Origin of the sequence: Methanothermobacter sp. EMTCatA1 (assembly GCF_002356395.1) — an archaeon.
GTDB lineage: Archaea > Methanobacteriota > Methanobacteria > Methanobacteriales > Methanothermobacteraceae > Methanothermobacter > Methanothermobacter thermautotrophicus.
This window is the reverse complement of sequence record NZ_AP018336.1, coordinates 1174126-1196932: the sequence shown is the minus strand read 5'-3', so window position 1 is coordinate 1196932 and position 22807 is coordinate 1174126. Positions and strand designations below refer to the sequence as shown.

Genomic DNA, 22807 nt, shown 5'->3' with positions numbered 1-22807 from the left:
ATGGTATCCCGTGGAAGCATAAGGGGTGGAAGGAAGCCAAAAAATTAGAAGGTAGATTGATTAAAATGTGAAGACCATATCCAGGTTTTCCATTATATCAACAACCACCCTGTCAAGGCCTTCAAGTACTTCCACACCATCTATGAGCATTTCCCGGGTTATACCCCTTGCCATTAGATCTTCCTTCCTTGCAAAAACATTCCCGGTCCTTGAAATCTCCCTGATGGTGTGGGAGTACCTGTTTCCTTCCATTGCAGCATATATTCCATTTGATATCAGATACACCTTCAGGTACTCTTCACACCAGATATCCACTAGGTCCAGAAATGTTTTGAAGCTGAGCTCTGAAGGGCTCTTTGTCACGAGAAAACCCACAGATCCCATCAGTAACCGCTCCAGCCAAGGGTCTCCATCATGTCTTCACCGAGCAGTTTCTCAAGGCACTGGACCTTTTCCTGCATCCATGGCTCCTTCAGCGGCAGGCAGCTGTCAAGCTTCTGTTCACCGTTGAGCAACTTCATTGCAAATGCCATGCACGTGGATTCACCGCAGTCACCGCAGTTGCTACCTGGCAGGCATCTGTGTACATCCATGGGGCCGATGCGACTCATATCCCGCGAATCAGACCCGTCGCCCCCTGAATCATGGGCCCTGTTTATCCTGTCCATCAGTTCACCGGCGATTTCAAATGCTTCCTCAACATCATGGGTCTTGTTCATGCTGATTTTGCCCGAGGGGTAGAGACTTATTATACGGTCATAGATTGTTAGTGTGAGTATGTTCTTCTTCCTGACATAGTTCACAACACCAGGGGGGTACATGTTTGCAATCAAAGGTATGATATCCCCTATTTCTGAGTCAAGCTCCATGAGAACCCTTATTTTACCCTCAGCTGCAAGGCAGGGTTTCACCTGCTTGAGGGTGACCTCCTTTACAAGGGATCCCTGGGGCCGGACCTCCCTTTTAACTTCATCCATCTCCATCATGACACCTCATATCTTCATAATTGCAGTATCCCTCTTCAGCCTGAATATTTCATACAGTTCGGTATCGTCTATGACTTCGGCTGCCTCCACAAGGTCATCCTCCTCAAGACCCCTCTCCTTCAGGGATCTTTCATGCACAAAGACACTGCCCTCCGGGAAGATGAGGTAGGTGAGTTCCTCAACATTGGGGTAGTCGATGGCCTCTGAGACCTGATCAGCCACTGCGGCATAGACACCATCCTCGATTAGGAGGACATCAGTATCCAGTGAACTGTTCAGACATGCTATGACAACATAGAGGCCACTGAAGGCGTTTTCATATCCGTAGGGGCCCCTGTCTATTATTATGAGCGCGGATTTCATGTTAACATCCCAGGGTTATCACTCTGTGACTATCCTTTACCCATTCTCCAAGATCGTAAACGCTCTTTATTTCAACACCCCTTATGTAGGGCCTTTCTGAGCAGGTGTATCCCCTCGCCGTGGAACATCTTATGCAGGATGTTACCTTCACACCCTTCTTCACCAGCGACCTGAGCCTTTCTGCACTGTTGGGGAATGACTGGGGGGCCTGGTTCCTTTTCGGTATATGCGTCCCGTCCATGTAGAGGAATATTCTGACGTCGTAACCATTTTTGATGGCACTTTCAGCCATTTCAAATGCTATATCTGCATACTGGTAACGGTATGGTCCCTCTGTGACGACTATTGTGAGGATCTTTTTTTCCATGGTTCTATCTTGATGTCCCTTAAATAAATAATTTATTATGAATAATAATGATAGTTTATCGGTGTTGACTTTATTTCCCCTTAGACTGTTCAGCTGATCAATGGAGGTCTATTTCACTCCAATGGCCCTCTCGAAGGCCTCACTGTGCATCCTGGCAGCCATCTCCTTCTTGCACTCGTCATCTGAAAATAGTCTCATTTTCGGGGCACGGCAGGGGTAGTGCTGTATCTTAAGCCCGGCCTTTAATGGGAGATCCTGTGCATCCTCACCGGTAAGCTCCTCTGCGACGAAGAGCGTGGCTCCACAGGGCGAGGACCTCAGAACCCTTATCTCCTTAACCGTGTCACCTTCAAGGTCCACCTCCACCAGGGGCCTTCCAAACCTTGACACGAATTCATCAAATGAGGGGTTACCGTTCTCCTCCAGGTCGCACATGTTCTCAGGGGCTGTCACATTGCCGTAACTCAGGAGCTGGTTCCTGAAGCCATCACCCCTCCAGGCCCCTATGATGATCCAGTCAACATCCCCATGAATCTCATCAACGAGTTCCAGGGTGAGGTCCGGGTGGAGTATGTAGGTTATCACAATATCCGCTGACCTTATGGCCTTGAGTTTATCGGCGGGTATATCAACCTCATCTGCAAATATTCCAGAGGGAGCCTCAAGTTCAATGAACATGGTCTCGAATTCACGGGCTATGTTCTCATAGGCCCTTTCACCGTAGGGCCCGTCTGTTACGATGGCAACCTTAATCATTAAATCACTCTCCTTTAGTAAATCACAGTTTTTCAGGGTTGAACTCCTTCTTTATCCAGTCAGAGATTTCATCACGGATCCTTCTGAGGGTGTCAATATCTGCACCCCTCGGGTCAGGGAATTCAGCATGAAGGTACCTCTCACCACCCAGGAATACAGGGCATGCCTCATCGCAGAGGCTTGCAACGATGTCAAATTTTTCGCCCTCAAATTCCCTGAGACTCTTCGGTCTGTGGCCAGTCATGTCCACACCAATCTCCTCCATGACCTGTATGGTGAGGGGGCTGATATCCTTCGGGTCACTGCCAGCACTGTGGACCTCATAGTGGGCACCGTACATGGCCCTGAGTATCCCCTCAGCCATCTGGGACCTCCCGGAGTTGTTCCTGCATATGAATAGAACCTTACTCTTCATGTTTGATGCTCCCTTATAACTACCACACAGATCTATTGATGTATCCAAATTTATAAATATATCTGAATTATTTATAAAATGAAGAAGAGATCTATAACCGATAACTCCTAGGAGAAAGGGATAGATGAGAGTTGTTATAGTTGGCGGCGGGGCCGGAGGACTTTCAACGGCCTCCAATATAAGGAAACATGATAAGGACGCAGATATAAAGGTCATAACCCGTGATAAACATGTGGCATATTCCCCCTGCGCAATACCCTACGTTATGTGCGGTGAGGTTGAATGCTTTGATGATATAGTTATGCACAGGCCAGAGGACTACAGGGAGAGGAACATAGATATCCTCACGGAAACAGAGGTCGAGGCCATAGATCCTCAAAAAAAGACTGTAACCTACAGGGGAAAGGACGGCCTCAGGGAGATACCCTACGACGTCCTTGTCCTTGCAACCGGCGGCTCACCCTTCATACCACCGGTGGAGGGCACAGACCTTGAAGGGGTCTTCACCATAAGGACCCTCACAGACGGTGAAAGGATAACCGAATGGGCATCAAAAAGTAAGAGGGCAGTGGTGGTGGGCGCTGGACTCATAGGCCTTGAGATAGCCTATGGTCTCCTGAGGATGGGCCTTGAGGTCACCGTCACCGAGATGCTCCCCCAGATAGTCCCGAGATCCCTGGACCCGGACATGGCAGCCATAGTCCAGGGTTACCTTGAGGAGAAGGGCATCAGGGTCATCCTCGGCAAGGCCCTTGACAGGATAGTGGGTGATGAGAGGGTTGAGGGCGTTGTGGTCGGAGAGGAGTGCCTTGAGGCGGATCTCGTGGTCCTGGCGACGGGCGTGAGGCCTGAGACAAAGCTTGCCAGGATGGCAGGATGTGAAATTGGACAGTGGGCAGTCAAGGTAAATGACAGGATGCAGACAAGCGTGCCTGACATATACGCGGTAGGTGACTGTGTTGAGGTATACGATGCAGTCACGGGCTTCAGGACCCAGTCACCCCTGGGTTCAACTGCCGTCAGACAGGCCAGGGTGGCTGCAAAGAACATAGTGGGGATGGATGCAAGGTTCAGACCGGTCCTCAATGCAATGGTATCAAAGATAGGGGAACTTGAATTTGGTGCAGTGGGCCTCACAGAGGTCATGGCCCTCCAGAACGGTATAAAGGTGGTATCAGGTAAGAAGAGGGCCCTCACAAAGGCCAGGTATTACCCGGGTGCCGAGAGGATAGATGTTAAGATGATATGTGACCTCAGGGGAAGGATAATAGGATGCCAGATGGTTGCAAAGGAGAGGGTCGCTGAGAGGGTTGATACCATGTCCCTGGCCATATCCCAGGGACTCACGTGTTCTGAGCTCTCAGAGACTGAGTTCTCCTACGCGCCCCCGGTCTCAATGGTCATAGACCCCATAATCCTTGCAGCAGAGGATGCCTGTGAAAAACTGAAAAGGGTGAATGGCAGACCACAGGATTGATTGAGATGAAACAGTTCCTGGTGACCCCAGCGGCGGGTAAACGTCTAATTGCATGGGGAATGCTTGAACATCCATCCATCAGGAGGGTGCTTGAGGGGGGCACCCTGGTCATAATCGCCGGGACAACCAATGGTTACATAGCAGAGGAGATCCTTGGACAGCTGGGAGAGGACGGTTTTGACCGTCGCGGATTTCACAGGGGAATCATAAGGCCCCCCTATTTCAGGGCAGATGGTACCGGCCATGAGTTCCCGGGTGATGTGGTAATCCGCAGGGGCAGATGGGATCGTGGATTTACAATCTTTGATGTGGCAGATGAACTTGGAAGGGGGGACCTGATACTCAAGGGAGCCAATGCCCTTGAATACAGCTCAGGGAGGGCAGCGGTCTACATAGGTCACCCCATGGGCGGCACAGTGTTTCCAGCACTTCAGGCAGCTGCTGGCAGGAAAACAGAACTCATAGTCCCGGTTGGACTTGAAAAGATGATACCAGGCGACCCTTACAGTACAGCGCTCCGAATGAATTCAGCCGGCACTGAGGGTCCCGGAATGTTACCTGTACCCGGCGAGGTCTTCACAGAGGTGGACGCCCTCAGGCTTCTGGCGGGTGTGGATGCAGAGCCTGTTGCAGCTGGAGGCGTCCACGGGGCTGAGGGAGCCGTCCACCTCCTGGTTGATGGCAGCGAGGGGTCCCTCAAACATGCGGAGGATATACTGAAGCGCGCGGGTATGGAGAGACCCTATGCTGATTTCTGAATCAGAGGGGCTTCGGTGGCACCGTTGTGAAGTTAATCTCAGAATTCTACCTATTTTTTTGATATCCGTGAAAATTCAATGATGTGTCCATGGTCCCCCTTATTTCGTTTTATACGGTACCTGTATCCCGTGGTCCTTTCAAGGACTGCAGCGCCCGTGTTTGCATAGGGGCAGTTGATAAAAGCACCCCATCCTCCTCCAGTGAACAACAGAATCCATAGAAACTGCAGTTTTTAACATTTAGGGCAAAGTTTTCAGTGTCTGCGCTGATGGACGCTGCAAATCCATGTTCGATGAAGTAGTCTGCGGCTGATTTCAGGGGATCATCCCCGTGCCTGATGTTGTCTGCAATCACAGACCCCATCTCCCTTGTAACTCCCTGGGATCCATTACCCAGAACCCTCCAGAGCCCCACAGTCATGGCCCTGAAAATAAGCATGAGGGGGTCCCGACCCCTCAGGGGCTCGGCGGAATCCTCGAGTTCCTCCTTCCCAACACCACACCGGGGACACACCCAGCCATCCTCCAGCAGGTTGAATTCATCTTCTGGGATCTGATAGCCGCATATTCTGCAGATCTTCATGGTTATCCCTGGAAGTACCTCTCGAGGAGTCCCCTCAGCATGGCAGCATGCCTTCCCTCGTCCCTTGAGCTCTCATCAAAGAAGTCATGGGCCTCATCAACACCGCATTCCCTTGCCCTGAGGGCTGCCTCACGTTTCTCCCTGTTAGCTGCCTCCTCCCCCTCAAGCATCATCTCAAGGTTTTCCCTGAGGGTTTCCCTGATCACACCGTTTAGCTCTGCAAAGCGGGCTGCATGGGCAGCTTCCTCAAGGGCTATTCTTCTTAAGACCTCTGCAACCTCGGGGAGACCCTCACGCTGGGCCTGTCTTGCCATTGCAAGGTAGATACCGACCTCACTGCACTCTCCCCTGAAGTTTGCATCCACAACATTCTCAAGTTCGGTGCCCCTGCAGACACCGGTGATGTTTTCATTCATTGAGATCACCTGCAAGCCTTCTTCCAGCCTCGAAGCATGAATCGAGTTCCTCATTGTTCGGGACGTAGTAGATTTCATCCTCCTCCATGACATCGAATCCAGCATCCGCAAGGAGTTTCTGCATGGTCCCGGTGGCACCTCCCCTGCCACCCATTGACCCGAATACCATGGCCCTCCTCTGGCCGGTCCTGTTGAACTTCAGACCACGGAGGTACATCAGGAGGTCTCCAACGCTTGGGTAGGGTTCATCGTAGATTGCGGGTGCTCCGAGGGCAATGGCGTGACTGTCAAGTATGTCCTTCACGATCTCGCTGCGGTCGTCCTCATGGAGGTAGTAGACCCTCACATCAGCTCCCTCGCTCATGGCACCCTCTGCTATCGCATGGGCCATCATGGCTGTGGAGTGGTGCATCGTATCATAGATCACGGTGACCTTCTTCTCCACATTACCTGTGGCCCAGGCGGTGTATGCTTCTATTATCTTCATGGGTTCGGTCCATATCTGGCCATGTGAGGGTGCTATCATCCTTATCTTATCAAGGAGGCCGAGCTCCTTTACCTCATCGAACTTCCTGAGCACAAGCTTTGATAGGGGTGTTATGAGGTTCGCATAGAATTTTTTGGCAGCATCCATGAGTATGTATTCGGGTATTTCGGTGTCGAGGCGCTGTGGATAGCAGAGGTGCTGTCCAAAGGCGTCGTTTGAGAACAGTATGCCGGTATCAAGGAAGGTGAACATGCTGTCTGGCCAGTGGAGCAGGGGTGCCTCAAGGAAGGTGAGGGTCCTTCCTCCGAGGTCGATGGAATCCCCGGTCTTCACTGTGCGGAACTCTGTGCCCTCAAGGGCCGGGTAATGCTTGAGCAGTCCCTCCACCGCAACTTCTGTGCAGTGGATCTCTGCCTCAGGGAACCTCCTGTGAAGTTCCACCAGCACTCCGCTGTGGTCCTTTTCAACGTGGTTCTGGACTATGAAGTCCACTCTCATCTCTCTTCCCTCACGGTTGAATGCATCCTCCATCCTTGCCATGAGCTCCTGGAAGGTCCCTGGATATGAGTTGTCAATCAGCGCCACACCTTCATCTCCGAATACAAGGTAGGCGTTGTAGGTTGTCCCCTGAAGGGTGTATCCATGGTAGTTTCTGATGTCCCAGTCAAGGACACCAGCCCAGTATACTCCATCTGCTATCTTCTCTGCTCTGGCCTTCATTATATCACCACACATTTAGTTCGTATATCATCGAATGTACTATACTATACGAACTTCTATATAATTTTTTCTGTTCCATGGTATTGAAACAGTAATATAGTCCTTCAGACATAATATGGGCCGATGAAGAGGAGACATAATTTCACGATATTCTCAACCGAAACTGGAATCGAGGTAATAGAAAGCCCTGTCAAGTCGCTCATACTCTCCGAACTTAAAAAGGGAGCACTCAGCTTCCAGGAAATAGTCAGAATCACAGATAAATCCAAGTCCACAGTATCAAAACACCTCTCAGACCTCAGGAAAGCAGGCCTCATAGTTGAAATGCCGGATCCTGAGGACAGGAGAAGAAAAGTCTTCGAGATAAACTCAAGGTACCTTGGTAAACTCACAAGGAAGAGGATCGATGAACTGGATGAGGAAAAAACAGAATTCCTTGCAGAGCACCTCACAGAGAGGGGTGACCCCCTTGAATTCTTCAGACTGATGTTCCATGTCCTGAGGGTTGAACTCATAAAGGAGGGCATAAACATCGACCCTGTCCTCCATGAGGCAGGAAAAAGAATAGGGGAGGTAATATACCCACGGATAGCATCGGAGGACCCTGGGGATCTCCTTGAAAATCTCAGGAGGTTCTGGATGATAAACCGCCTGGGAGTCCTTGAGGTGGAGAGCACAGATCCACTGGTGATCAGGGCCTATGAATGCTTTGAATGCGGACTACTCCCCCAGATAGGTGAATCTGCCTGTGCACTGGACTCAGGGATACTTGAGGCGGTATTCAGCCGTCACTTCAAGGGTGATGTCCTTGTGGAGGAGACGGAATGTTATGCCCGTGGTGATGGGCGGTGCTCCTTCAGGATTGTTCCTGAAAGCTGATTTTTTTGGTTTCTATACAGAGGTGTTGCTTCAGGATTGCTCCCTGAACCTCACAAGGGTTGTTGCAAGATACCCTGCACCGGAGGCAAATCCCCTTTCAACGACCTCGCCATCCATGCTGCAGTTTGCCACCGATACAACATCCTTTCCGCGGGGATCAGACTCCACAACCTCCATGGCCCTCCTGCCATGGCGTGACGTCTTCATGATCACACAGGCATCCACATCCCTGAGCACCCTCTCAAACCGATCATCAACCCGGGGCACCACAAGGAGGATCTCATCACCCTCAACGAGGGTTCTGCCAGCGGTGGCTGCACATGCCGTGAAGGAGGTGACTCCTGGCACCATCTCGGTCTCAAAGCCCATATCCTCAATGCGCCGCTGGAGGTAACTGAAGGTACTGTAGATGGAGGGATCACCCAGTGTTATGAAGGCAACATCCCGTCCATCCTCAAGTTCAGCTGCAACCATTCTGGCCGCAGAATCCCAGTGACTTTCAAGTTCATCCCGGTCATCAGTCATTGGAAACACAGGGTCAAGTATTCTGCAGCCATCCCTGCGTTCATTGAGGATATCTTCAACGATTGAGAGGGCTATGCTCTCCCTCTCAGATGATGAACGGGGTGCGCATATAACTGGAACAGATCTGAGCACATTCACAGCCCTGAGGGTCAGAAGTTCACTGTCCCCGGGACCCACACCCACACCAATGAGTTTTCCATGCATTAGAACACCTTTAATAACTCTGTAGACATGATGATGGTCTGGTCATCCTTCTCTGGAAATATCCAGACCCGCCTTTATTATCATTATTTATTCTGTGGCACTCTCTAAACTTATATAGTTCCACCCCCTTAAATAGGTCCATGGAAAACCCACTCTTCTGTCCAGACTGTGGAATGATGAGGGATAACTGCACATGCAAGGGTAAGGGGCGCCTTTCGTTCTTCAGAAACATTATAAGGCCTCCTGAGAAATCAGACACCCTCAACGAAGACCTCCAGAGGAGGTATCCCCACATACCCCCGGAGATCATAGAGAACTTCCCCTTTCCACAGCCAAGACCGGGACAGCTTGACATAATAAACGACATCTATCAGGCAATCGAGGAAGGTTACAGGTACGTTATACTTGAGGCCGGCACAGGCACAGGCAAATCAGCAATAGCCTGCACCCTCGCAGGGATCTACCAGCCAGCCTACATCCTCACCATGACCAAACAGCTCCAGGACCAGTATGCCAGGGAATTCGGGTTTCCCGTCGTCAAGGGGAGGAGTAACTTCTTCTGCCTCAACGACAACCTGGAGTCAACCTGTGACATGGGGACATGCCAGACACTGCCCTCATCAGAGAAGTTCCAGTGCCCCTACGGTGTTGTGAGGGGGGAGACGCTCCTCGGAGAGGAGGCCTTCCAGGACTCCTATGGTAACAGGGTATTCTTCAAGACAGCTGAGCACTGCCAGTACTGGGAACAGAAGGCAGAGGCCATAAACAGCCCCATAACCCTCATGAACTATGACTATGCATTCCTTGAACTCAACTACGTCGGCCACTTCGACCGGAGAAACCTCATGATACTGGATGAGGCTCACAACATCGAGGACAAGCTCATGAGGAGGCTCGAAGTAACCATATCAAACAAACGCCTCAGCAAGGATATCAGAAGAACAATACCCCCATCGATGCTCCGGGAGGATGACCCGGCTGAATGGGTGCTCCAGATTGAGGCAATAGCAGACCACTACAGTGACCTTGAACTGGATTCAATGTCAAGAAGGAGAAGGGACAGGATAAAGAGGACCATAAAGAGGCTCTCGGAGCTCAGGATGAGTCTGGAGGATGAACCAAAGAACTGGGTCATCGACGCCGATGATGACTCTGTCTCCTTCAAGCCCCTGAGGGTACATCACTATGCACATGACAGGCTCTTCTCCTACTCTGAGGTCTGCCTATTCATGAGCGCCACCATACTCAGTGAGAGGCTCTTCTGCCAGTGGCTCGGCATAAATCCAGGGGATGCATACTTTGTAAGGGTTGACAGTCCATTCCCTGCATCCAGAAGGCCCATAGAACTGAAGATCGCAGGGAAGATGTCCCGCAACAGGATAAGGCACACGGCCCCCGAGACCATACCCATACTTAACAGGATCCTTGAGAGGCATAAAAACGATAAGGGACTCATACACACCCATAACTATCGCTGCCAGCGGTTCATAATGGATAATATACCCAGCAGGAGGCTCATCGACCATAAGGCATCCAACAGGGAGGCGGTGCTGAGGTACTTTGAGGATTCCGACGAGCCCCTGGTGCTTGTAAGCCCATCCATGAGTGAGGGTGTTGATCTACCCTATGACAAGTGCCGCTTCCAGGTGATCTACAAGATACCATTCCCCTACCTGGGTGATAAGCAGGTTAACCGGAGGCAGAGGATGGATCAGAGGTGGTACGCCTACAAAACCATAATGACCCTCATGCAGGCCTATGGGCGTGGAATGAGGGCCCATGATGACTCCTGCTACACCTACATCCTTGACGGTAACATAGAGATGATATTCAGAAGCCCCCTCTACAGGTCACTTCTGCCAGAGTTCTTCAAGGAGGCCATAATAAATGAGTGAGAGTCCTGAATGCTAACAATCTGGCAGATCTCCTTTGTATCGGCGACACACTGAGGAGAGATCCAGAATTTTTTCTGTATATCCATAGAACTTATTGAGATACTCCAGATAAGCTTCGAAGACTCTTAATTTCTACCCTCAGTTATTGCACATTCTCTGCTCCTGTACAGCATCAAAAAGAAAAAATTTTGGGGTTTATTTTCCTGCTCCGCCCCTGAGGAATCCGAAGGCCACAAGACCAGCAGCAACAAGGACACCCACGATACCGTAGACGTACCATGAGGAGTCACCGCCCCTGGCACCTGAGGTCACATTCTTAACCTCATAGGCCTTTGCAGGGGCTGATGCAGGCTCCTCTGACACTGAGGATGCAGCGCCCACCTCTGGAGGTGAAGCCGCAGTATCCACACCCGGTGAATAACCTGCATGTCCTGTGAAACCTGAACCTGAAGGAACACCTCCAGTTGAACCACCCTGGGAACCTCCCTGGTTTCCTCCTGTGTTAACTGGCGTTCCACCGTTGTTCACCGGTATAAGGTCCTCAAGGTTTCGTGCAGGTATTGAACGCAGGTATGCCAGGGGGTTACCGTTTGCACCGCTCTGTATCACTTTGAGTTCGTCCTCGGTTATCCACTTCTCAACCTCCTTTGTGAGGACCATTGGGGACGTCATGTAGGATGGTGTTTGGCCACTGTAGAGCATTATAAAGGCGGCAGCCCACTTCTCGAACATGGCGTTCCTTGTGGTGCAGTCGCTGAGGTCGAACTGTGGCCACCTGAAGCTTATCATCACAGCCTTGCCAACCTTCTTAACTGGATCCCAGACTATGAGTATTCCCTCTTCACTTCCACCGGGTATCATCGGGGATTCGAGTTCCTCCTGGAGGACCCTCTTGGCGAAGTAGGTCCCGGTACCGGGACTCACACCCATGAGGTAGAGGAGGGCGTCATCCTTGCAGTATATGCTTGTCCCGAACCACTGATACTGCTGGCCAGCTGCAAGTGGATAGTTCTCAAGGGCGTACTCGGTGATGAAGAATCCTGGCTGGACACCCGGACAGACATGGTTGTGGAACAGGAAGGTTACCAGCTGGTCATAGGGGATGCCGTACTTCCAGGCATTGGCTATGCTCTCAATGCTGAAGTAGGAGCTACCGAATATCGCGGAATTGGCGTTATCCCTTGTCGCGTTATTGAGGGCTGCGGGACCTATATCGTTAACCCGTGCACCATCAGGCGCTGCTCCGGCACTCAGTTCACCTGTCAGTGGATTGTAGGTTATATGCACTGAGTCCAGTGTTTTCCCATCAGCACCCTTCAAGACGAAGGTGAACCATAGTGGTTTGTAGAATGGGCTGTGGACCGGCAGAAGGTTTTTTCTGCTTAGCCTTGAACCAAGAACGCTGAATATTCCGTCGTAGCAGCCATCGGTCGGGGTGCCGTTCAGGTAGACGTAACCGGCTGATGTGAGGGCAGCTACATTGAGATCGTCCCTTTCAAGGTTTATTCCTCTCTCAGCCAGGAATATCTCCTTAGCCATTTCAGCGGCCCTTCTACCGATTTCACGGAGCTCAGCATAGCTCACAGGATTCCATGTTGCATTCACATTTGCCCTGGTGGCGTTTGGCAGATTGAGGCTGTTTATGTAGTTCATGTCCAGTCCATGGGTCTCATTTACCTGGTTGTAGTTGACCTCCCTTCCTGCCAGGTAGTAGTACTGGTCGGCTGTCAGGTTGTCGAGTTCCTTAACGATAGTTACAATGGAGGCAGGGTTCTCTGTGACCTTTTTAACGAGCCAGGCGTTGAATTTGAGTTCCTGAACCACTGATACTCCGGTCTCCCTTTTGTAGGTATCTATGAGTGCCTGCTGGTCGAACTTCATGACCACAAGGGTACCGGTGTTTGTCCTTGGGTTCCACCTTATGAAGCCCACCATACTGTCCTCTGCACCGGCACCGGTTGTATCGAAGCCGAGGTATGACCTCTTCCCGGGGGTGTTATCGAGTGCAAGTATGAGGGCATCATCGTCTGAGCCGCCGGGAACACCTATGGTGACGTAGCTGGTTATCTCTATGGGTGAACCGGTGGACCAGTCCTGGATAGGTGGATAGTACATGTAGATGGTTTTACTCATGGCATATCCGCTTATGGTACCCAGGCACATGTGTCCATGGAATGCGGCCTGTTTGAGCAGATCTGCTGGTGCTCCAGCTGCCCATGCATTTGCAAGGCTTGCGAAGGGGAAGGCATCATCCCCCAGCTTTGATGTAAGGTTGTTCCACTGGGCAGAGCTCATGTTCTGGGACACCGTTCCAAGGTACACCAGTGTGGTGTTCCTGTAGAATGCCATGAGAAGATCGTTACCCTTCCTCACTATGAAAGCCGTACACAGAGGGTCTGTGGCTGTTCTTCGGAGTGTAAGCAGGTTAGCTCTACCGTAGCTTATCAGGCCACCTCCCCTGTTAAGTATTCCCTCCAGGACATCCTCTGTAGTCATATTACGGTACTTCACAAGGCCGGCTGTTGTTATAACAAGAACTTCTCCCTTCCCTGTGAAGTTCAGGAGTTTATCTGCTTTTTCTGTCAGCTCTCTACCGATCCGGTATGGTTCGGTTGCATTTAGAACAAGGTTTATGCTTGCATAGTATCCGGTGTCCCGGGGTCCATGGGGTTCGGTGTGAGGTTTAACCTTCTCTCGACGGTAACGTAGCCCGGTGCCCTCACAGTCAGTGTAAGGTTTGCCGCGCTTATGTTTGAATGCTGGAAGATCAGCTTTGTATAACCACTGGATGGGTCGTAGGTCCGGTTGTATTCTATGCCTGTACCTGAATCCGTGATTTCGAGGGTCGGATTGATCCTACCGTTATCATCGCTGTACTGGTAGCTGACAAGGACACCAACCTCGCAGGTTGCGTTGTCTGCAGCTGCCACTGAACCCGTAAGCATGGCCAGAAGGAAAAGAACTGAAACCATGAATAATCTCCTCATCCATTTCACCTCCCTCTAATTTGTTTCGTATTAACTAATCACTTCTTACAATATAAAGATATATTATTACATTTTTTTGTTGATTTAAATGAAAGGTAATAATGAAAACATGGTTTACCACCATCACCTATATCTGAATCGTGATCCAGAGATAGGGAGGGTGATAGTTATGGATTATGAGGATATAGTTGGATTTCACGGTCACTCCTGTGCCGGCACTGCCCTCGGATACAAGGTCGGTGAGATCGTAGCTGAAAGATTTGGAAGGTCAGAGGATGAGGAGATAGTGGCGGTTGTTGAGAATGACAGCTGCAGCATAGACGCCATCCAGTTCATGACTGGGTGTACCTTTGGAAAGGGCAACCTGATATTCAGGGATTACGGAAAACATGTTTACACATTCTTCAACAGGAAAACAGGCGATGGAATCAGGATATCACTTAAAAAACCAATGGATCAGCTCATGAAGGAACTCGGGGTTACGGACAGGGCTGAACTGACAGAGAAGATACTTGAAATGGATCCAAATGACCTCTTTGAGGTCAGGGATGTTTCAGAGAAACCTCCAGAGGAGGCAAGGATATATGGGTCCATCATATGCGCAGAGTGCGGTGAACCCGTCTCAGAGCACCGTGCACGAGTAAAGAATGGTAGGATGGTTTGTATTCCGTGCTTTGAAGGTTAATAAATCTTTCAAGAGTAAAGAATGGTAGGATGGTTTGTATTCCGTGCTTTGAAGGTTAATAAAAAGCAGTTAATAAAAAAGCGGACCCGGGGGGATTTGAACCCCCGACCTTGGGATCCGAAGTCCCACGTCATATTCCAGGCTAGACTACGGGCCCCCTACACACATCTCTATTTAAAGTTAACCATTTAAATATTTTCTCATCAACGTGTCAGCCGAAGACCAGACTCAGGGGACAGCAGACAGCTTTATACTAAATGCCTCTTAATTAATAAATATGTCTTCCGGGTTATTTCAAATGAGAAGGAATATGTTTTACTGTAGATTCAGACACCTCAGAGTTGTTGATGGCGATTGAAATGCTTGCAAAGAGGATAATACCATGTCTTGACTGTGACCTCCAGGTTCCAAATGGCCGGGTCGTGAAGGGAGTTGAATTCAAACAGATAAGATACGCAGGGGACCCTGTTGAACTTGCAACAAGGTACTATGAGGATGGTGCCGATGAGATAGTCTTCCTCGACATAACAGCATCACATGAGAGACGGGAGACCATGACCCATGTGATAGAGGCCACCACAGAGAACGTCTTCGTACCCATATGTGTCGGTGGGGGTATAAGGAAGCCAGAGGACTATGTTAAGATGCTTAAGGCGGGGGCAGACAAGTGCTCCACCAATACAGCCGCAATAAAGAACCCTGAACTCATCAATGAGGCATCAGACCTCGTCGGGTCCCAGGCATGCGTAGTGGCAATAGATGCCAAGAGGAGATACATCGAAAACCCCCGTGAATCAGATGAAAGGTTCATAATAGAGGTTGATGATGGATACTGCTGGTACGAGTGCAGCATCTATGGTGGAAGAGAATTCACAGGTATTGACGCGGTGAAATGGGCAATGGAATGCCAGGATAGAGGTGCAGGTGAAATTCTCCTCACATCAATGGACCGTGACGGTACAAAGATGGGCTACGACATTCCCCTCACAAGGACCATGAGCGAGAACCTTGACATACCTGTGATCGCATCAGGGGGTGTAGGGGAACCTGAACACATCTATGAGGCATTCACAGATGGTAAGGCAGACGCTGCACTTGCTGCAAGCATATTCCACTTCAATGAATACCCTGTCCCTGCAGTGAAGGAGTACCTCAGATCAAGGGGAGTTCCCATAAGATTGTAGTCAGCAGAGGGGGAGGGAAATGAGGATACCCGTGGGGGACTTTGACCTTGAGATGACCCAGAGGAGTGGACAGACCTCCCAGCCACCCTGGAGGGAGGTTGAGGGGGCCTTCAGGGAACTTCTCATCATCGAGGGGGTACCCTGTCCGGTTGAGGTCAGGAATGAGGCAGGGGTGCTCAGGGTCAGACCCTACGTGGATGTACCTCAGAAAACTCTCAGGGAGAAGATTGAATACATATTCGACCTGAAATTTGATATTGAAGATTTCTACACATTCCTGGAGGATAAAAACTTATCATACACCCTGGATTCATCGAGGGGGCTGCGGCTGTTCCTTGCAAAGGACCCATTTGAGTGTGTGATATCCTCAATAGCATCAGCCAACTGTTCGGTTGTGAGATGGACAAGGTCCATAGAGGACATAAGGAGGCTCTGGGGCCAGGCCCACACCTTCAATGGCGAGACCTTCCACACATTCCCCTCCCCACATGTCCTGGCAGGCGTGGCTGAGGACTCCCTTGAGGACCTGCAGAGGGCCGAGGATAACCTCCCCTCAGACTTCAGGTTCAATGACCTCAGATCCTGTGGCGTCGGCTACAGGGCGCCCTACATCCGGGAGACATCGAGGATACTCGCAGAGGAGATGGATATCAGGAGGATCGATGGGATGGACTATGACGATGCAAGGGAGCTCCTCCTTGAACTCCCGGGTGTGGGTCCCAAGGTCGCTGACTGCATACTCCTCTATGGTTTCAGGAAGACAGAGGCCTTCCCTGTTGATGTATGGATCAGGAGGATCATGAACCACATCCACCCTGGCAGGAACTTCAATGACAGGTCGATGGTGGAATTCGCACGGAGGGAGTACGGGGAGATGGCCGGCTATGTGCAGCTCTACCTCTTCAACCATGCCAGAAAATCGGGGCTACTTGATAGGCTCAGGCAGGGCACAGGATAACACATTGATCCTGATCTGGTGGGTCATTACATACCGGTGAGTCCAGATGAAGAATATAATTGCCAGATTCAAGGTATACACAAGGAAATCCTTTGAGGATCTTCGGAGGGTCCTTGATGAAAAGTACTGCTGGAAGTGCCCCCAGAGGTCGACAAGGGAGAATATAGGGTGCCGTGAGGCAGATGCCTGGATGAGGCTCCGCTCAGCCCTTGAGGATGAACTCAGGGCGCACCTGATGGAGACCCTGGGGAGGGATCAGTTCGACCGTGTACTTCTAAGGATGAGGGAAAGGGAGTGCACCGGGGATCTGAGGATAATCAGGAGGCGCGGGGAGTACCTGGTTGTGGTGGACAGTGTATCCGGGATTAAAATAGGCCATGAGGTCCTGGTGGGGTCCCGTGTCCTCAGGGTTAAAAAACTTGCGGGGGTAAGGCTCATAACAGACCATGGAGAACACCCCCTCCATGAAATTGAGGGGAGGGTCCTTGGGAGGATAGGGCCCCGGCACCAACTCTACAGGGAGCTGATGAACTGGAGGAATGGGAATGGATCTTAAGGAAAGGATTGAGTCTGCAGCATCAGTAAGGGAAGCATCAGATATTGTTTTTGATGAAATAAAGAGGATGACCGGGAGCAGGTACTGCTACGTTGCCTATGTTGACCCCGAAAACGGGGATAGTGTCGGCATAAAATTCTCCCATCTCACAGAGTACTGCAGACACTACGAGGAGATGGGTGAGGCACGCTTTAAGCTGCCATCCAGCGGTAAATACGGGGGGCTCCTCGGCTACTCCCTGGACACCGGGGAGTCATTCTTCACCAACAACCCTGCCGGGCATCCTGCAGCCCATGGAATACCCGATGGCCACAGGAAGGTTTCAAAGTTCCTCTCAGTCGCTGTTAAGGATTCGGAGGGGATACTCGGCCAGATAGTCGCAGGTGATCCACCAGAGAACTACGATGAGACACACCTGAGAATAGCTGAGGAAATTGCGGGGCACTATGCCGGGGTCCTCAGAAGGTTCTGGAGGGGTGAGATACCCCTGGAGTGATATCAGGGAACGATTCATTCGTCGTAGACCCTGACCCTGAGCATCCGGTCTCCCCTCTCTATGGATTCAACAACATCCATACCCCTCACAACCTTTCCGAAGACGGTGTGGACGCCATCGAGATGGGGCTGGGGAGATAGTGTTATGAAGAACTGGCTGCCCCCGGTATCTCTCCCTGCATGTGCCATGGACAGGGCCCCCTTAACGTGCCTGTTCGGGTTTATCTCGCACTTTATTGTGTAACCGGGGCCGCCTGTCCCATCACCCACAGGACACCCTCCCTGGATCACGAAGTCAGGTATGACCCTGTGGAAGGTGAGTCCATCATAGAATCCACTGTTTGAAAGTTTTTCAAAATTCGCAACCGTGTTCGGGGCGTCCTCCTCAAAGAGGATCAGTTCTATATCGCCCTTAACGGTTTCAATGACAGCACTTTTCATTTAACCACCTCAACATAAATATTTATTATCAGTTTAGGTTCAACATTAATACAGGTCCCCATATAAATTTTTGGTGATATCATGGATTCAGAGGAAATAATTGAACTTGAAAGGAAATTCATCATGCAGACATATACCCGGCAGCCCATTGTACTGTCCCATGGGAAGGGGGCAACTGTGTGGGACATCGAGGGCAACTCCTACATAGACTGCTTTGCCGGGGTCGCTGTTAACAGCATCGGCCACGCCCACCCAAAGGTCGCCCTGGCAATCTGCCACCAGGCACAGAGGCTCATACATTCATCCAACATCTACTATACCCGGGAGCAGGTTGAACTCGCAAAGCTTCTAACGGCCATATCCCCCCACGACAGGGTTTTCTTTGCAAACAGCGGTGCAGAGGCCAATGAGGGAGCCATAAAACTTGCAAGGAAATTCACGGGCAAATCTGAGATAATAGCTGCTGAGAACTCCTTCCACGGGAGGACACTTGCAACGGTAACTGCGACTGGCCAGAAGAAGTACAGTGAACCCTTCAGGCCACTACCAGAGGGTTTTAAACATGTCCCCTACGGCGACATCGGGGCAATGGCGGATGCGGTAGGTGATGAAACTGCAGCCATAATTCTGGAACCGGTACAGGGGGAGGGTGGAGTCATAATTCCACCAGAGGGTTATCTGAGGGATGTCCAGGAACTTGCAAGGCAGAATGACGTGCTCCTGATCCTCGATGAGGTCCAGACAGGATTTGGAAGAACCGGAGCAATGTTCGCATCCCAGCTATTCGGTGTAGAGCCAGATATAACTACCGTGGCAAAGGCCATGGGTGGCGGGTATCCAATAGGAGCTGTGCTTGCAAATGAGAGGGTTGCCATGGCATTTGAACCGGGTGACCATGGATCCACCTTCGGGGGAAACCCCCTGGGATGTGCTGCAGCCATAGCCACCATCGAAGTTCTGATGGACGAGAAGCTACCTGAGAGGGCAGCTAAGATGGGTTCCTACTTCCTTGGAAGGCTGAGGCAGGTCCTCCATGGATGTGATGCCGTCAGGGACATACGCGGTGTCGGCCTCATGATCGGAATTGAGATCGATGGTGAATGTGCAGGGGTGGTTGACGCTGCAAGGGAGATGGGGGTGCTGATAAACTGCACGGCCGGCAAGGTCATAAGGATTGTCCCGCCCCTGGTAATAAAGAAGGAGGAGATTGATGCGGCTGTGGATGTACTGGGTCATGTGATCTCAGATCTCTGATAGCTCCAGCTTCTCTCACCTGAAGAGGTCTGGCCTATCACCTTTGAATTCACTCAGCCAGGGAGAAAATTCAAGTACCCCTGACCTGAACCAGCAGAAGTCCTCATGCTCCATGCTCAGCTCAAGGGCGCCCCCACGGACCTCCACAGAGAATATTATGTTCACCGAGACCTTATGGGGGAACACCTGCTCATATGCACCCAGCAGGTGTAGAGGTGTTATCCTGAGGCCCGTCTCCTCACGGACCTCCCTTGAAAGGGCCTCATCAAGTGTTTCCCCTGCCCTCACCTTACCACCCGGGAGCTCCCAGAGTGATGGATTTGTGGACGATTCCCGGGACCTCCTGAGCATTAGAACACCATCCTCGCCCCTTATAAGGGCCCTTACAACTGGAATAAACGGCTTCATATCTTCACACCCTAAGGACTTATATTGTCATTTGGATAAAGATTTGATTAAACTTTAGGGAGGATCAACACTAATGTTTCCTGATATTGAGGTTAACGATAAAGGACATCTTCTGATTGGCGGTGCAGATGCAGTGGAACTGGCAGATGAATACGGCACCCCACTCTATGTCATCGATGAGATGAGGATAAGGGAGAACTACCGGAGGCTCCACAGGGCATTCTCAGGTGAATACTCGCGGTTCCAGGTATTCTATGCATGCAAGGCCAACACCAACCTTGCGGTCATGAGGATACTGGAGGAGGAGGGGAGCGGAATTGACGCTGTATCTCCTGGAGAGATCTACACAGCTCTCATGGCAGGCTTTGACCCTGACAGGATACTTTACACCGGTAACAACGTCAGGGACGATGAACTGCAGTTTGCCCTAGATTCAGGTGTCAGGATCAATGTGGATTCAAGGTCACAGCTCCTGCGGCTTTCAGAGATCGCCCCTGAGGGTCTCAGGATATCCTTCAGGGTGAACCCCCTGGTGGGGGCAGGGCACCATGAGCACTGCATCACCGGCGGAGAGATGAGCAAGTTCGGTGTAATGGAGAGAGAGGCACCTGAGGTCTACAGGATGGCCATGGACCTTGGATTTGAGCCAGTGGGGATACACGCCCACATAGGCTCAGGTATACTGGACCCTGAGCCATTCATGCTGGCCGTTGAAACCCTGATGGACATAGCCGGCAGGGTTCATGAGGCCACAGGGGTTGAATTTGAGTTCATAGACTTTGGAGGCGGACTTGGAATACCATACACGCCTGAAGAGGAACCACTGGACATTGATGAATTCGCATCAAAGATAACAGGACTCTTCAAGGATAAACTCTCAGAGTACGGTCTTGGAAGACCCATGATGTGCCTGGAGCCTGGAAGGTACATAGTTGGGGATGCATCCTACCTCCTCACAAGGGTCAACACCATAAAGGAGAGCTACAGAAAATTTGCAGGTGTTGACGCAGGCTTCAACACCCTCCTGAGACCTGCCATGTATGGATCCTACCACCACATACTCGTGGCTGAAAGACCCCTGGATGAACCATCTGAGAAGATGGATGTGGCTGGAAACGTGTGTGAATCAGGGGATCTCTTTGCAAGGGACAGGCAGCTCCCTGAAATTAATGAGGGCGATGTCCTTGCCATCATGAACGCAGGGGCCTACTCCTTCTCAATGTCCTCCCAGTACAACTCCAGGCCAAGACCCGCTGAGGTCCTTGTGAGGGAAGGCAAGGTTGATGTTGTCAGGGAGAGGGAGACCTTCTCTGACCTCCTGAGGGGACAGAATGTACCTGCAAGACTTCTGAAGAGGTAGATCTGATGACGAGGATGATACTCTTTTCCAAGATGCATGGGCTTGGAAACGACTATGTGGTTATAGATGAGAGCGCCCAGGAGTGCATACCTGAGGATAAGAAGCCAGAGTTTGTAAGGGAGGTATGCACCAGGGGATTCTCTGTGGGTGCGGATGGTGTTATATTTGTCCAGCCTGCATCCGGCGAAGGGGATATCCGCTTCAGGATATTCAATGCTGATGGAAGCGAGGCAGAGATGTGCGGAAACGGTATAAGGTGCTTCTCAAAGTTTGTATATGACAATGCCATAGTGAGGAAGAGGAGACTGGAGGTGGAAACCCTCGCAGGTATCAAGACCGTGGAACTGGAGGTCGAGGATGGTGCAGTGGTCTCATCAAGGGTTGATATGGGCACCGCAACATTCAAAACAGACCAGATACCCATGGATGTTGAGGAATACGAGTTCATAGACAGGTTCCTGCCTGTGGAGGGTGAGGACATTAAGCTCACAGCACTAAGCGTCGGGAATCCACACGCCATAATATTCGTTGATGATGCGGAGGGCGTGGACCTTGACAGGCTTGGACCGGCAATAGAGAACCATCCCCTCTTTCCTGAGAGGATAAATGTCCACTTTGTTGAGGTCGTGAGCCCCTCTGAGATAATCATGGTGACCTGGGAGAGGGGTGCTGGACCCACAATGGCCTGCGGCACCGGGGCCACAGCCAGTGTAATTGCGGGTGTTAAACTTGAAAAACTGGATGACAGTGTCCTGGTGCACCTTCCAGGAGGGGAACTTAAAATAGACGTCTACCAGGACGGCACAGAACTAGGGGCCTACATGGAGGGCGATGCCGTCATGGTATTTGATGGTATACTGCTCCGTGATCCATAAACGGTTTAAAAGGTCCTATAATTCATTTTTCAAATCCTTGAAAAATGGTAGGGGCCTGGTTTTATCAGGGGATCCACTTGGGGATCTCCAATATTGTTTGATTTCTGGGTCGGGGTAACATGCGTCTCTCACTGTTCCATGTGAGAGCATCCGTGATGTCTGGTTCCTTTCCTAAAGTTGGGTTATAATATTGTGCATCTTAATAACACTTCAATTTTTCAGCGGTTTTTGTCTCGAAAAGCTTTTTAAGAGGGGATATTTATTATTAGTGCTATGAGTAATCTACTCATGCAGTGAAAGACATACCATAGCCACTATTACCATGTCTTTTCTATTTTTTCGCTGAAACGTGCAATAAAATAGCCGGCTATGACAAGCCACAAAGGGAAAGAGCATCAAACAGCTCTAAGGAATACATTAAATATCTCCCCTAAGGAAAGTAAGACTGTTCAGGATGACACACAAACCCGCATCTTCCTTCACCCACGCCTAGTTTTAATATATGTGGAATAAAATGAACCCCATAAAAGTTTATGCTGCATATCTATATCCAATCTAGCATGCAGAGCAGACAATTAGATGTGTTTGCGGAATACTTAAAAGAGCATGAGATGTTTGCTATGAACAAACCGATGTCTCCTGCTTTCGGAACTCTCTTCTTAATGTCACGTATAAGATGAATGTAAGACCAAGGAAACACCCAAGACAAAGAGTGAAAAAACTTCGATCTTGAAGGAATAACCTTCACCTTTACCCTTGATGTTCTGCATTTT

The 22807-nt window shown here is 50.5% G+C and carries 26 protein-coding genes and 1 tRNA gene; 12 read left to right on the top strand and 15 right to left on the bottom strand.

Going from position 1 to position 22807, the window contains the following annotated elements:
* Nucleotides 1-60: 60 nt before the first annotated feature.
* The 6 genes from tusB to tca_RS06475 form a co-directional block, all read right to left on the bottom strand.
* Nucleotides 61-384 carry a sulfurtransferase complex subunit TusB gene (tusB, locus tag tca_RS06500; protein WP_010876972.1) on the bottom strand — a complete coding sequence of 108 codons (324 nt, stop codon included), beginning with the start codon at nt 382-384 and terminating at the stop codon, nt 61-63.
* Nucleotides 384-983, bottom strand: coding sequence for a (Fe-S)-binding protein (locus tca_RS06495; RefSeq protein WP_286708728.1), 600 nt, complete (start codon nt 981-983; stop codon nt 384-386). Before tca_RS06495 ends, tusB begins: the two co-directional genes overlap by 1 nt.
* A 9-nt stretch (nt 984-992) precedes the next feature.
* The gene (locus tca_RS06490) at nt 993-1349 is read right to left on the bottom strand and encodes a DsrH/TusB family sulfur metabolism protein (protein WP_286708727.1); all 357 of its coding nucleotides are present in this window, start codon (nt 1347-1349) and stop codon (nt 993-995) included.
* Nucleotide 1350: 1 nt separating this feature from the next.
* Complete coding sequence (locus tag tca_RS06485; protein WP_010876969.1) at nt 1351-1716, bottom strand: DsrE/DsrF/TusD sulfur relay family protein; 366 nt, start codon at nt 1714-1716, stop codon at nt 1351-1353.
* Between the two features lie 108 nt (nt 1717-1824).
* Nucleotides 1825-2472 carry a DUF166 domain-containing protein gene (locus tca_RS06480; RefSeq protein WP_286708726.1) on the bottom strand — a complete coding sequence of 216 codons (648 nt, stop codon included), beginning with the start codon at nt 2470-2472 and terminating at the stop codon, nt 1825-1827.
* Nucleotides 2473-2494: 22 nt separating this feature from the next.
* Nucleotides 2495-2887: an arsenate reductase ArsC gene (locus tag tca_RS06475; RefSeq protein ID WP_010876967.1), complete on the bottom strand. Its 393-nt coding sequence runs from the start codon at nt 2885-2887 to the stop codon at nt 2495-2497.
* A 124-nt stretch (nt 2888-3011) separates the two neighbouring features.
* Here tca_RS06475 and tca_RS06470 point away from each other — a divergent pair, with 124 nt between their 5' ends.
* Both tca_RS06470 and tca_RS06465 read left to right on the top strand, forming a co-directional pair.
* Nucleotides 3012-4364 carry an FAD-dependent oxidoreductase gene (locus tca_RS06470; protein ID WP_286708725.1) on the top strand — a complete coding sequence of 451 codons (1353 nt, stop codon included), beginning with the start codon at nt 3012-3014 and terminating at the stop codon, nt 4362-4364.
* A 5-nt stretch (nt 4365-4369) separates the two neighbouring features.
* Nucleotides 4370-5122, top strand: coding sequence for a hypothetical protein (locus tca_RS06465; protein ID WP_286709244.1), 753 nt, complete (start codon nt 4370-4372; stop codon nt 5120-5122).
* Nucleotides 5123-5231: 109 nt separating this feature from the next.
* Here tca_RS06465 and tca_RS06460 read toward each other — a convergent pair whose 3' ends face one another.
* Genes tca_RS06460 through tca_RS06450 form a run of 3 tightly spaced genes read right to left on the bottom strand, consistent with a single transcriptional unit; the run spans nt 5232 to nt 7328 of the window.
* Nucleotides 5232-5705: a rubredoxin gene (locus tca_RS06460; RefSeq protein ID WP_269899214.1), complete on the bottom strand. Its 474-nt coding sequence runs from the start codon at nt 5703-5705 to the stop codon at nt 5232-5234.
* A 2-nt stretch (nt 5706-5707) separates the two neighbouring features.
* Nucleotides 5708-6121: a ferritin family protein gene (locus tca_RS06455; protein WP_211305644.1), complete on the bottom strand. Its 414-nt coding sequence runs from the start codon at nt 6119-6121 to the stop codon at nt 5708-5710.
* Nucleotides 6114-7328 carry an FprA family A-type flavoprotein gene (locus tca_RS06450; RefSeq protein WP_269899213.1) on the bottom strand — a complete coding sequence of 405 codons (1215 nt, stop codon included), beginning with the start codon at nt 7326-7328 and terminating at the stop codon, nt 6114-6116. The genes tca_RS06455 and tca_RS06450 overlap by 8 nt, the downstream gene beginning before the upstream one ends.
* A gap of 123 nt (nt 7329-7451) precedes the next feature.
* On the opposite strand from tca_RS06450, the gene tca_RS06445 reads away from it, so the two are divergent.
* Nucleotides 7452-8207 carry a V4R domain-containing protein gene (locus tag tca_RS06445; protein ID WP_269899212.1) on the top strand — a complete coding sequence of 252 codons (756 nt, stop codon included), beginning with the start codon at nt 7452-7454 and terminating at the stop codon, nt 8205-8207.
* A 30-nt stretch (nt 8208-8237) separates the two neighbouring features.
* On the opposite strand, the gene cobI is transcribed toward tca_RS06445, so the two are convergent.
* On the bottom strand, nt 8238-8936 hold the full coding sequence (cobI, locus tag tca_RS06440) for a precorrin-2 C(20)-methyltransferase (RefSeq protein ID WP_269899211.1): 699 nt from the start codon (nt 8934-8936) through the stop codon (nt 8238-8240).
* 140 nt (nt 8937-9076) lie between these two features.
* Between cobI and tca_RS06435 the strand changes: the two genes are divergently transcribed.
* The gene (locus tca_RS06435; protein WP_286708724.1) at nt 9077-10831 is read left to right on the top strand and encodes a helicase C-terminal domain-containing protein; all 1755 of its coding nucleotides are present in this window, start codon (nt 9077-9079) and stop codon (nt 10829-10831) included.
* 195 nt (nt 10832-11026) lie between these two features.
* Here tca_RS06435 and tca_RS06430 read toward each other — a convergent pair whose 3' ends face one another.
* A complete protein-coding gene (locus tca_RS06430; RefSeq protein ID WP_286708723.1) occupies nt 11027-13327 on the bottom strand; it encodes an FmdE family protein in 2301 nt (766 codons plus the stop codon).
* A gap of 134 nt (nt 13328-13461) precedes the next feature.
* Entirely contained in the window at nt 13462-13803 is a 342-nt protein-coding gene (locus tag tca_RS06425) for a hypothetical protein (protein ID WP_286708722.1), read from the bottom strand.
* Between the two features lie 184 nt (nt 13804-13987).
* Between tca_RS06425 and tca_RS06420 the strand changes: the two genes are divergently transcribed.
* The gene (locus tca_RS06420) at nt 13988-14503 is read left to right on the top strand and encodes an FmdE family protein (RefSeq protein WP_286708721.1); all 516 of its coding nucleotides are present in this window, start codon (nt 13988-13990) and stop codon (nt 14501-14503) included.
* A gap of 81 nt (nt 14504-14584) precedes the next feature.
* Here the strand turns inward: tca_RS06420 and tca_RS06415 are convergent.
* Nucleotides 14585-14660: transfer RNA gene (locus tca_RS06415), tRNA-Arg, on the bottom strand.
* Between the two features lie 202 nt (nt 14661-14862).
* Between tca_RS06415 and hisF the strand changes: the two genes are divergently transcribed.
* Genes hisF through tca_RS06395 form a run of 4 tightly spaced genes read left to right on the top strand, consistent with a single transcriptional unit; the run spans nt 14863 to nt 17697 of the window.
* Nucleotides 14863-15687: an imidazole glycerol phosphate synthase subunit HisF gene (gene hisF / locus tca_RS06410; RefSeq protein WP_286709243.1), complete on the top strand. Its 825-nt coding sequence runs from the start codon at nt 14863-14865 to the stop codon at nt 15685-15687.
* Nucleotides 15688-15706: 19 nt separating this feature from the next.
* Nucleotides 15707-16645, top strand: a complete 939-nt coding sequence (locus tca_RS06405; protein ID WP_286708720.1) for a DNA glycosylase — start codon at nt 15707-15709, stop codon at nt 16643-16645.
* 46 nt (nt 16646-16691) lie between these two features.
* Complete coding sequence (locus tag tca_RS06400) at nt 16692-17201, top strand: hypothetical protein (RefSeq protein ID WP_286708719.1); 510 nt, start codon at nt 16692-16694, stop codon at nt 17199-17201.
* Entirely contained in the window at nt 17191-17697 is a 507-nt protein-coding gene (locus tca_RS06395) for a GAF domain-containing protein (protein WP_010876952.1), read from the top strand. The genes tca_RS06400 and tca_RS06395 overlap by 11 nt, the downstream gene beginning before the upstream one ends.
* A 14-nt stretch (nt 17698-17711) precedes the next feature.
* Here the strand turns inward: tca_RS06395 and tca_RS06390 are convergent, their stop codons facing one another.
* Nucleotides 17712-18137, bottom strand: coding sequence for a peptidylprolyl isomerase (locus tca_RS06390; protein WP_010876951.1), 426 nt, complete (start codon nt 18135-18137; stop codon nt 17712-17714).
* Nucleotides 18138-18218: 81 nt separating this feature from the next.
* Here tca_RS06390 and tca_RS06385 point away from each other — a divergent pair, with 81 nt between their 5' ends.
* Nucleotides 18219-19391, top strand: a complete 1173-nt coding sequence (locus tag tca_RS06385) for an acetylornithine transaminase (RefSeq protein ID WP_048175869.1) — start codon at nt 18219-18221, stop codon at nt 19389-19391.
* 15 nt (nt 19392-19406) lie between these two features.
* Here the strand turns inward: tca_RS06385 and tca_RS06380 are convergent, their stop codons facing one another.
* Entirely contained in the window at nt 19407-19799 is a 393-nt protein-coding gene (locus tca_RS06380) for an NUDIX domain-containing protein (RefSeq protein WP_010876949.1), read from the bottom strand.
* Between the two features lie 73 nt (nt 19800-19872).
* Between tca_RS06380 and lysA the strand changes: the two genes are divergently transcribed.
* Complete coding sequence (gene lysA, locus tca_RS06375) at nt 19873-21159, top strand: diaminopimelate decarboxylase (RefSeq protein ID WP_286708718.1); 1287 nt, start codon at nt 19873-19875, stop codon at nt 21157-21159.
* Nucleotides 21160-21164: 5 nt separating this feature from the next.
* Nucleotides 21165-22034 (top strand): diaminopimelate epimerase, encoded by an 870-nt coding sequence (gene dapF / locus tca_RS06370; RefSeq protein WP_010876947.1) that lies wholly within the window; start codon nt 21165-21167, stop codon nt 22032-22034.
* The last annotated feature ends 773 nt before the right edge of the window (nt 22035-22807 follow it).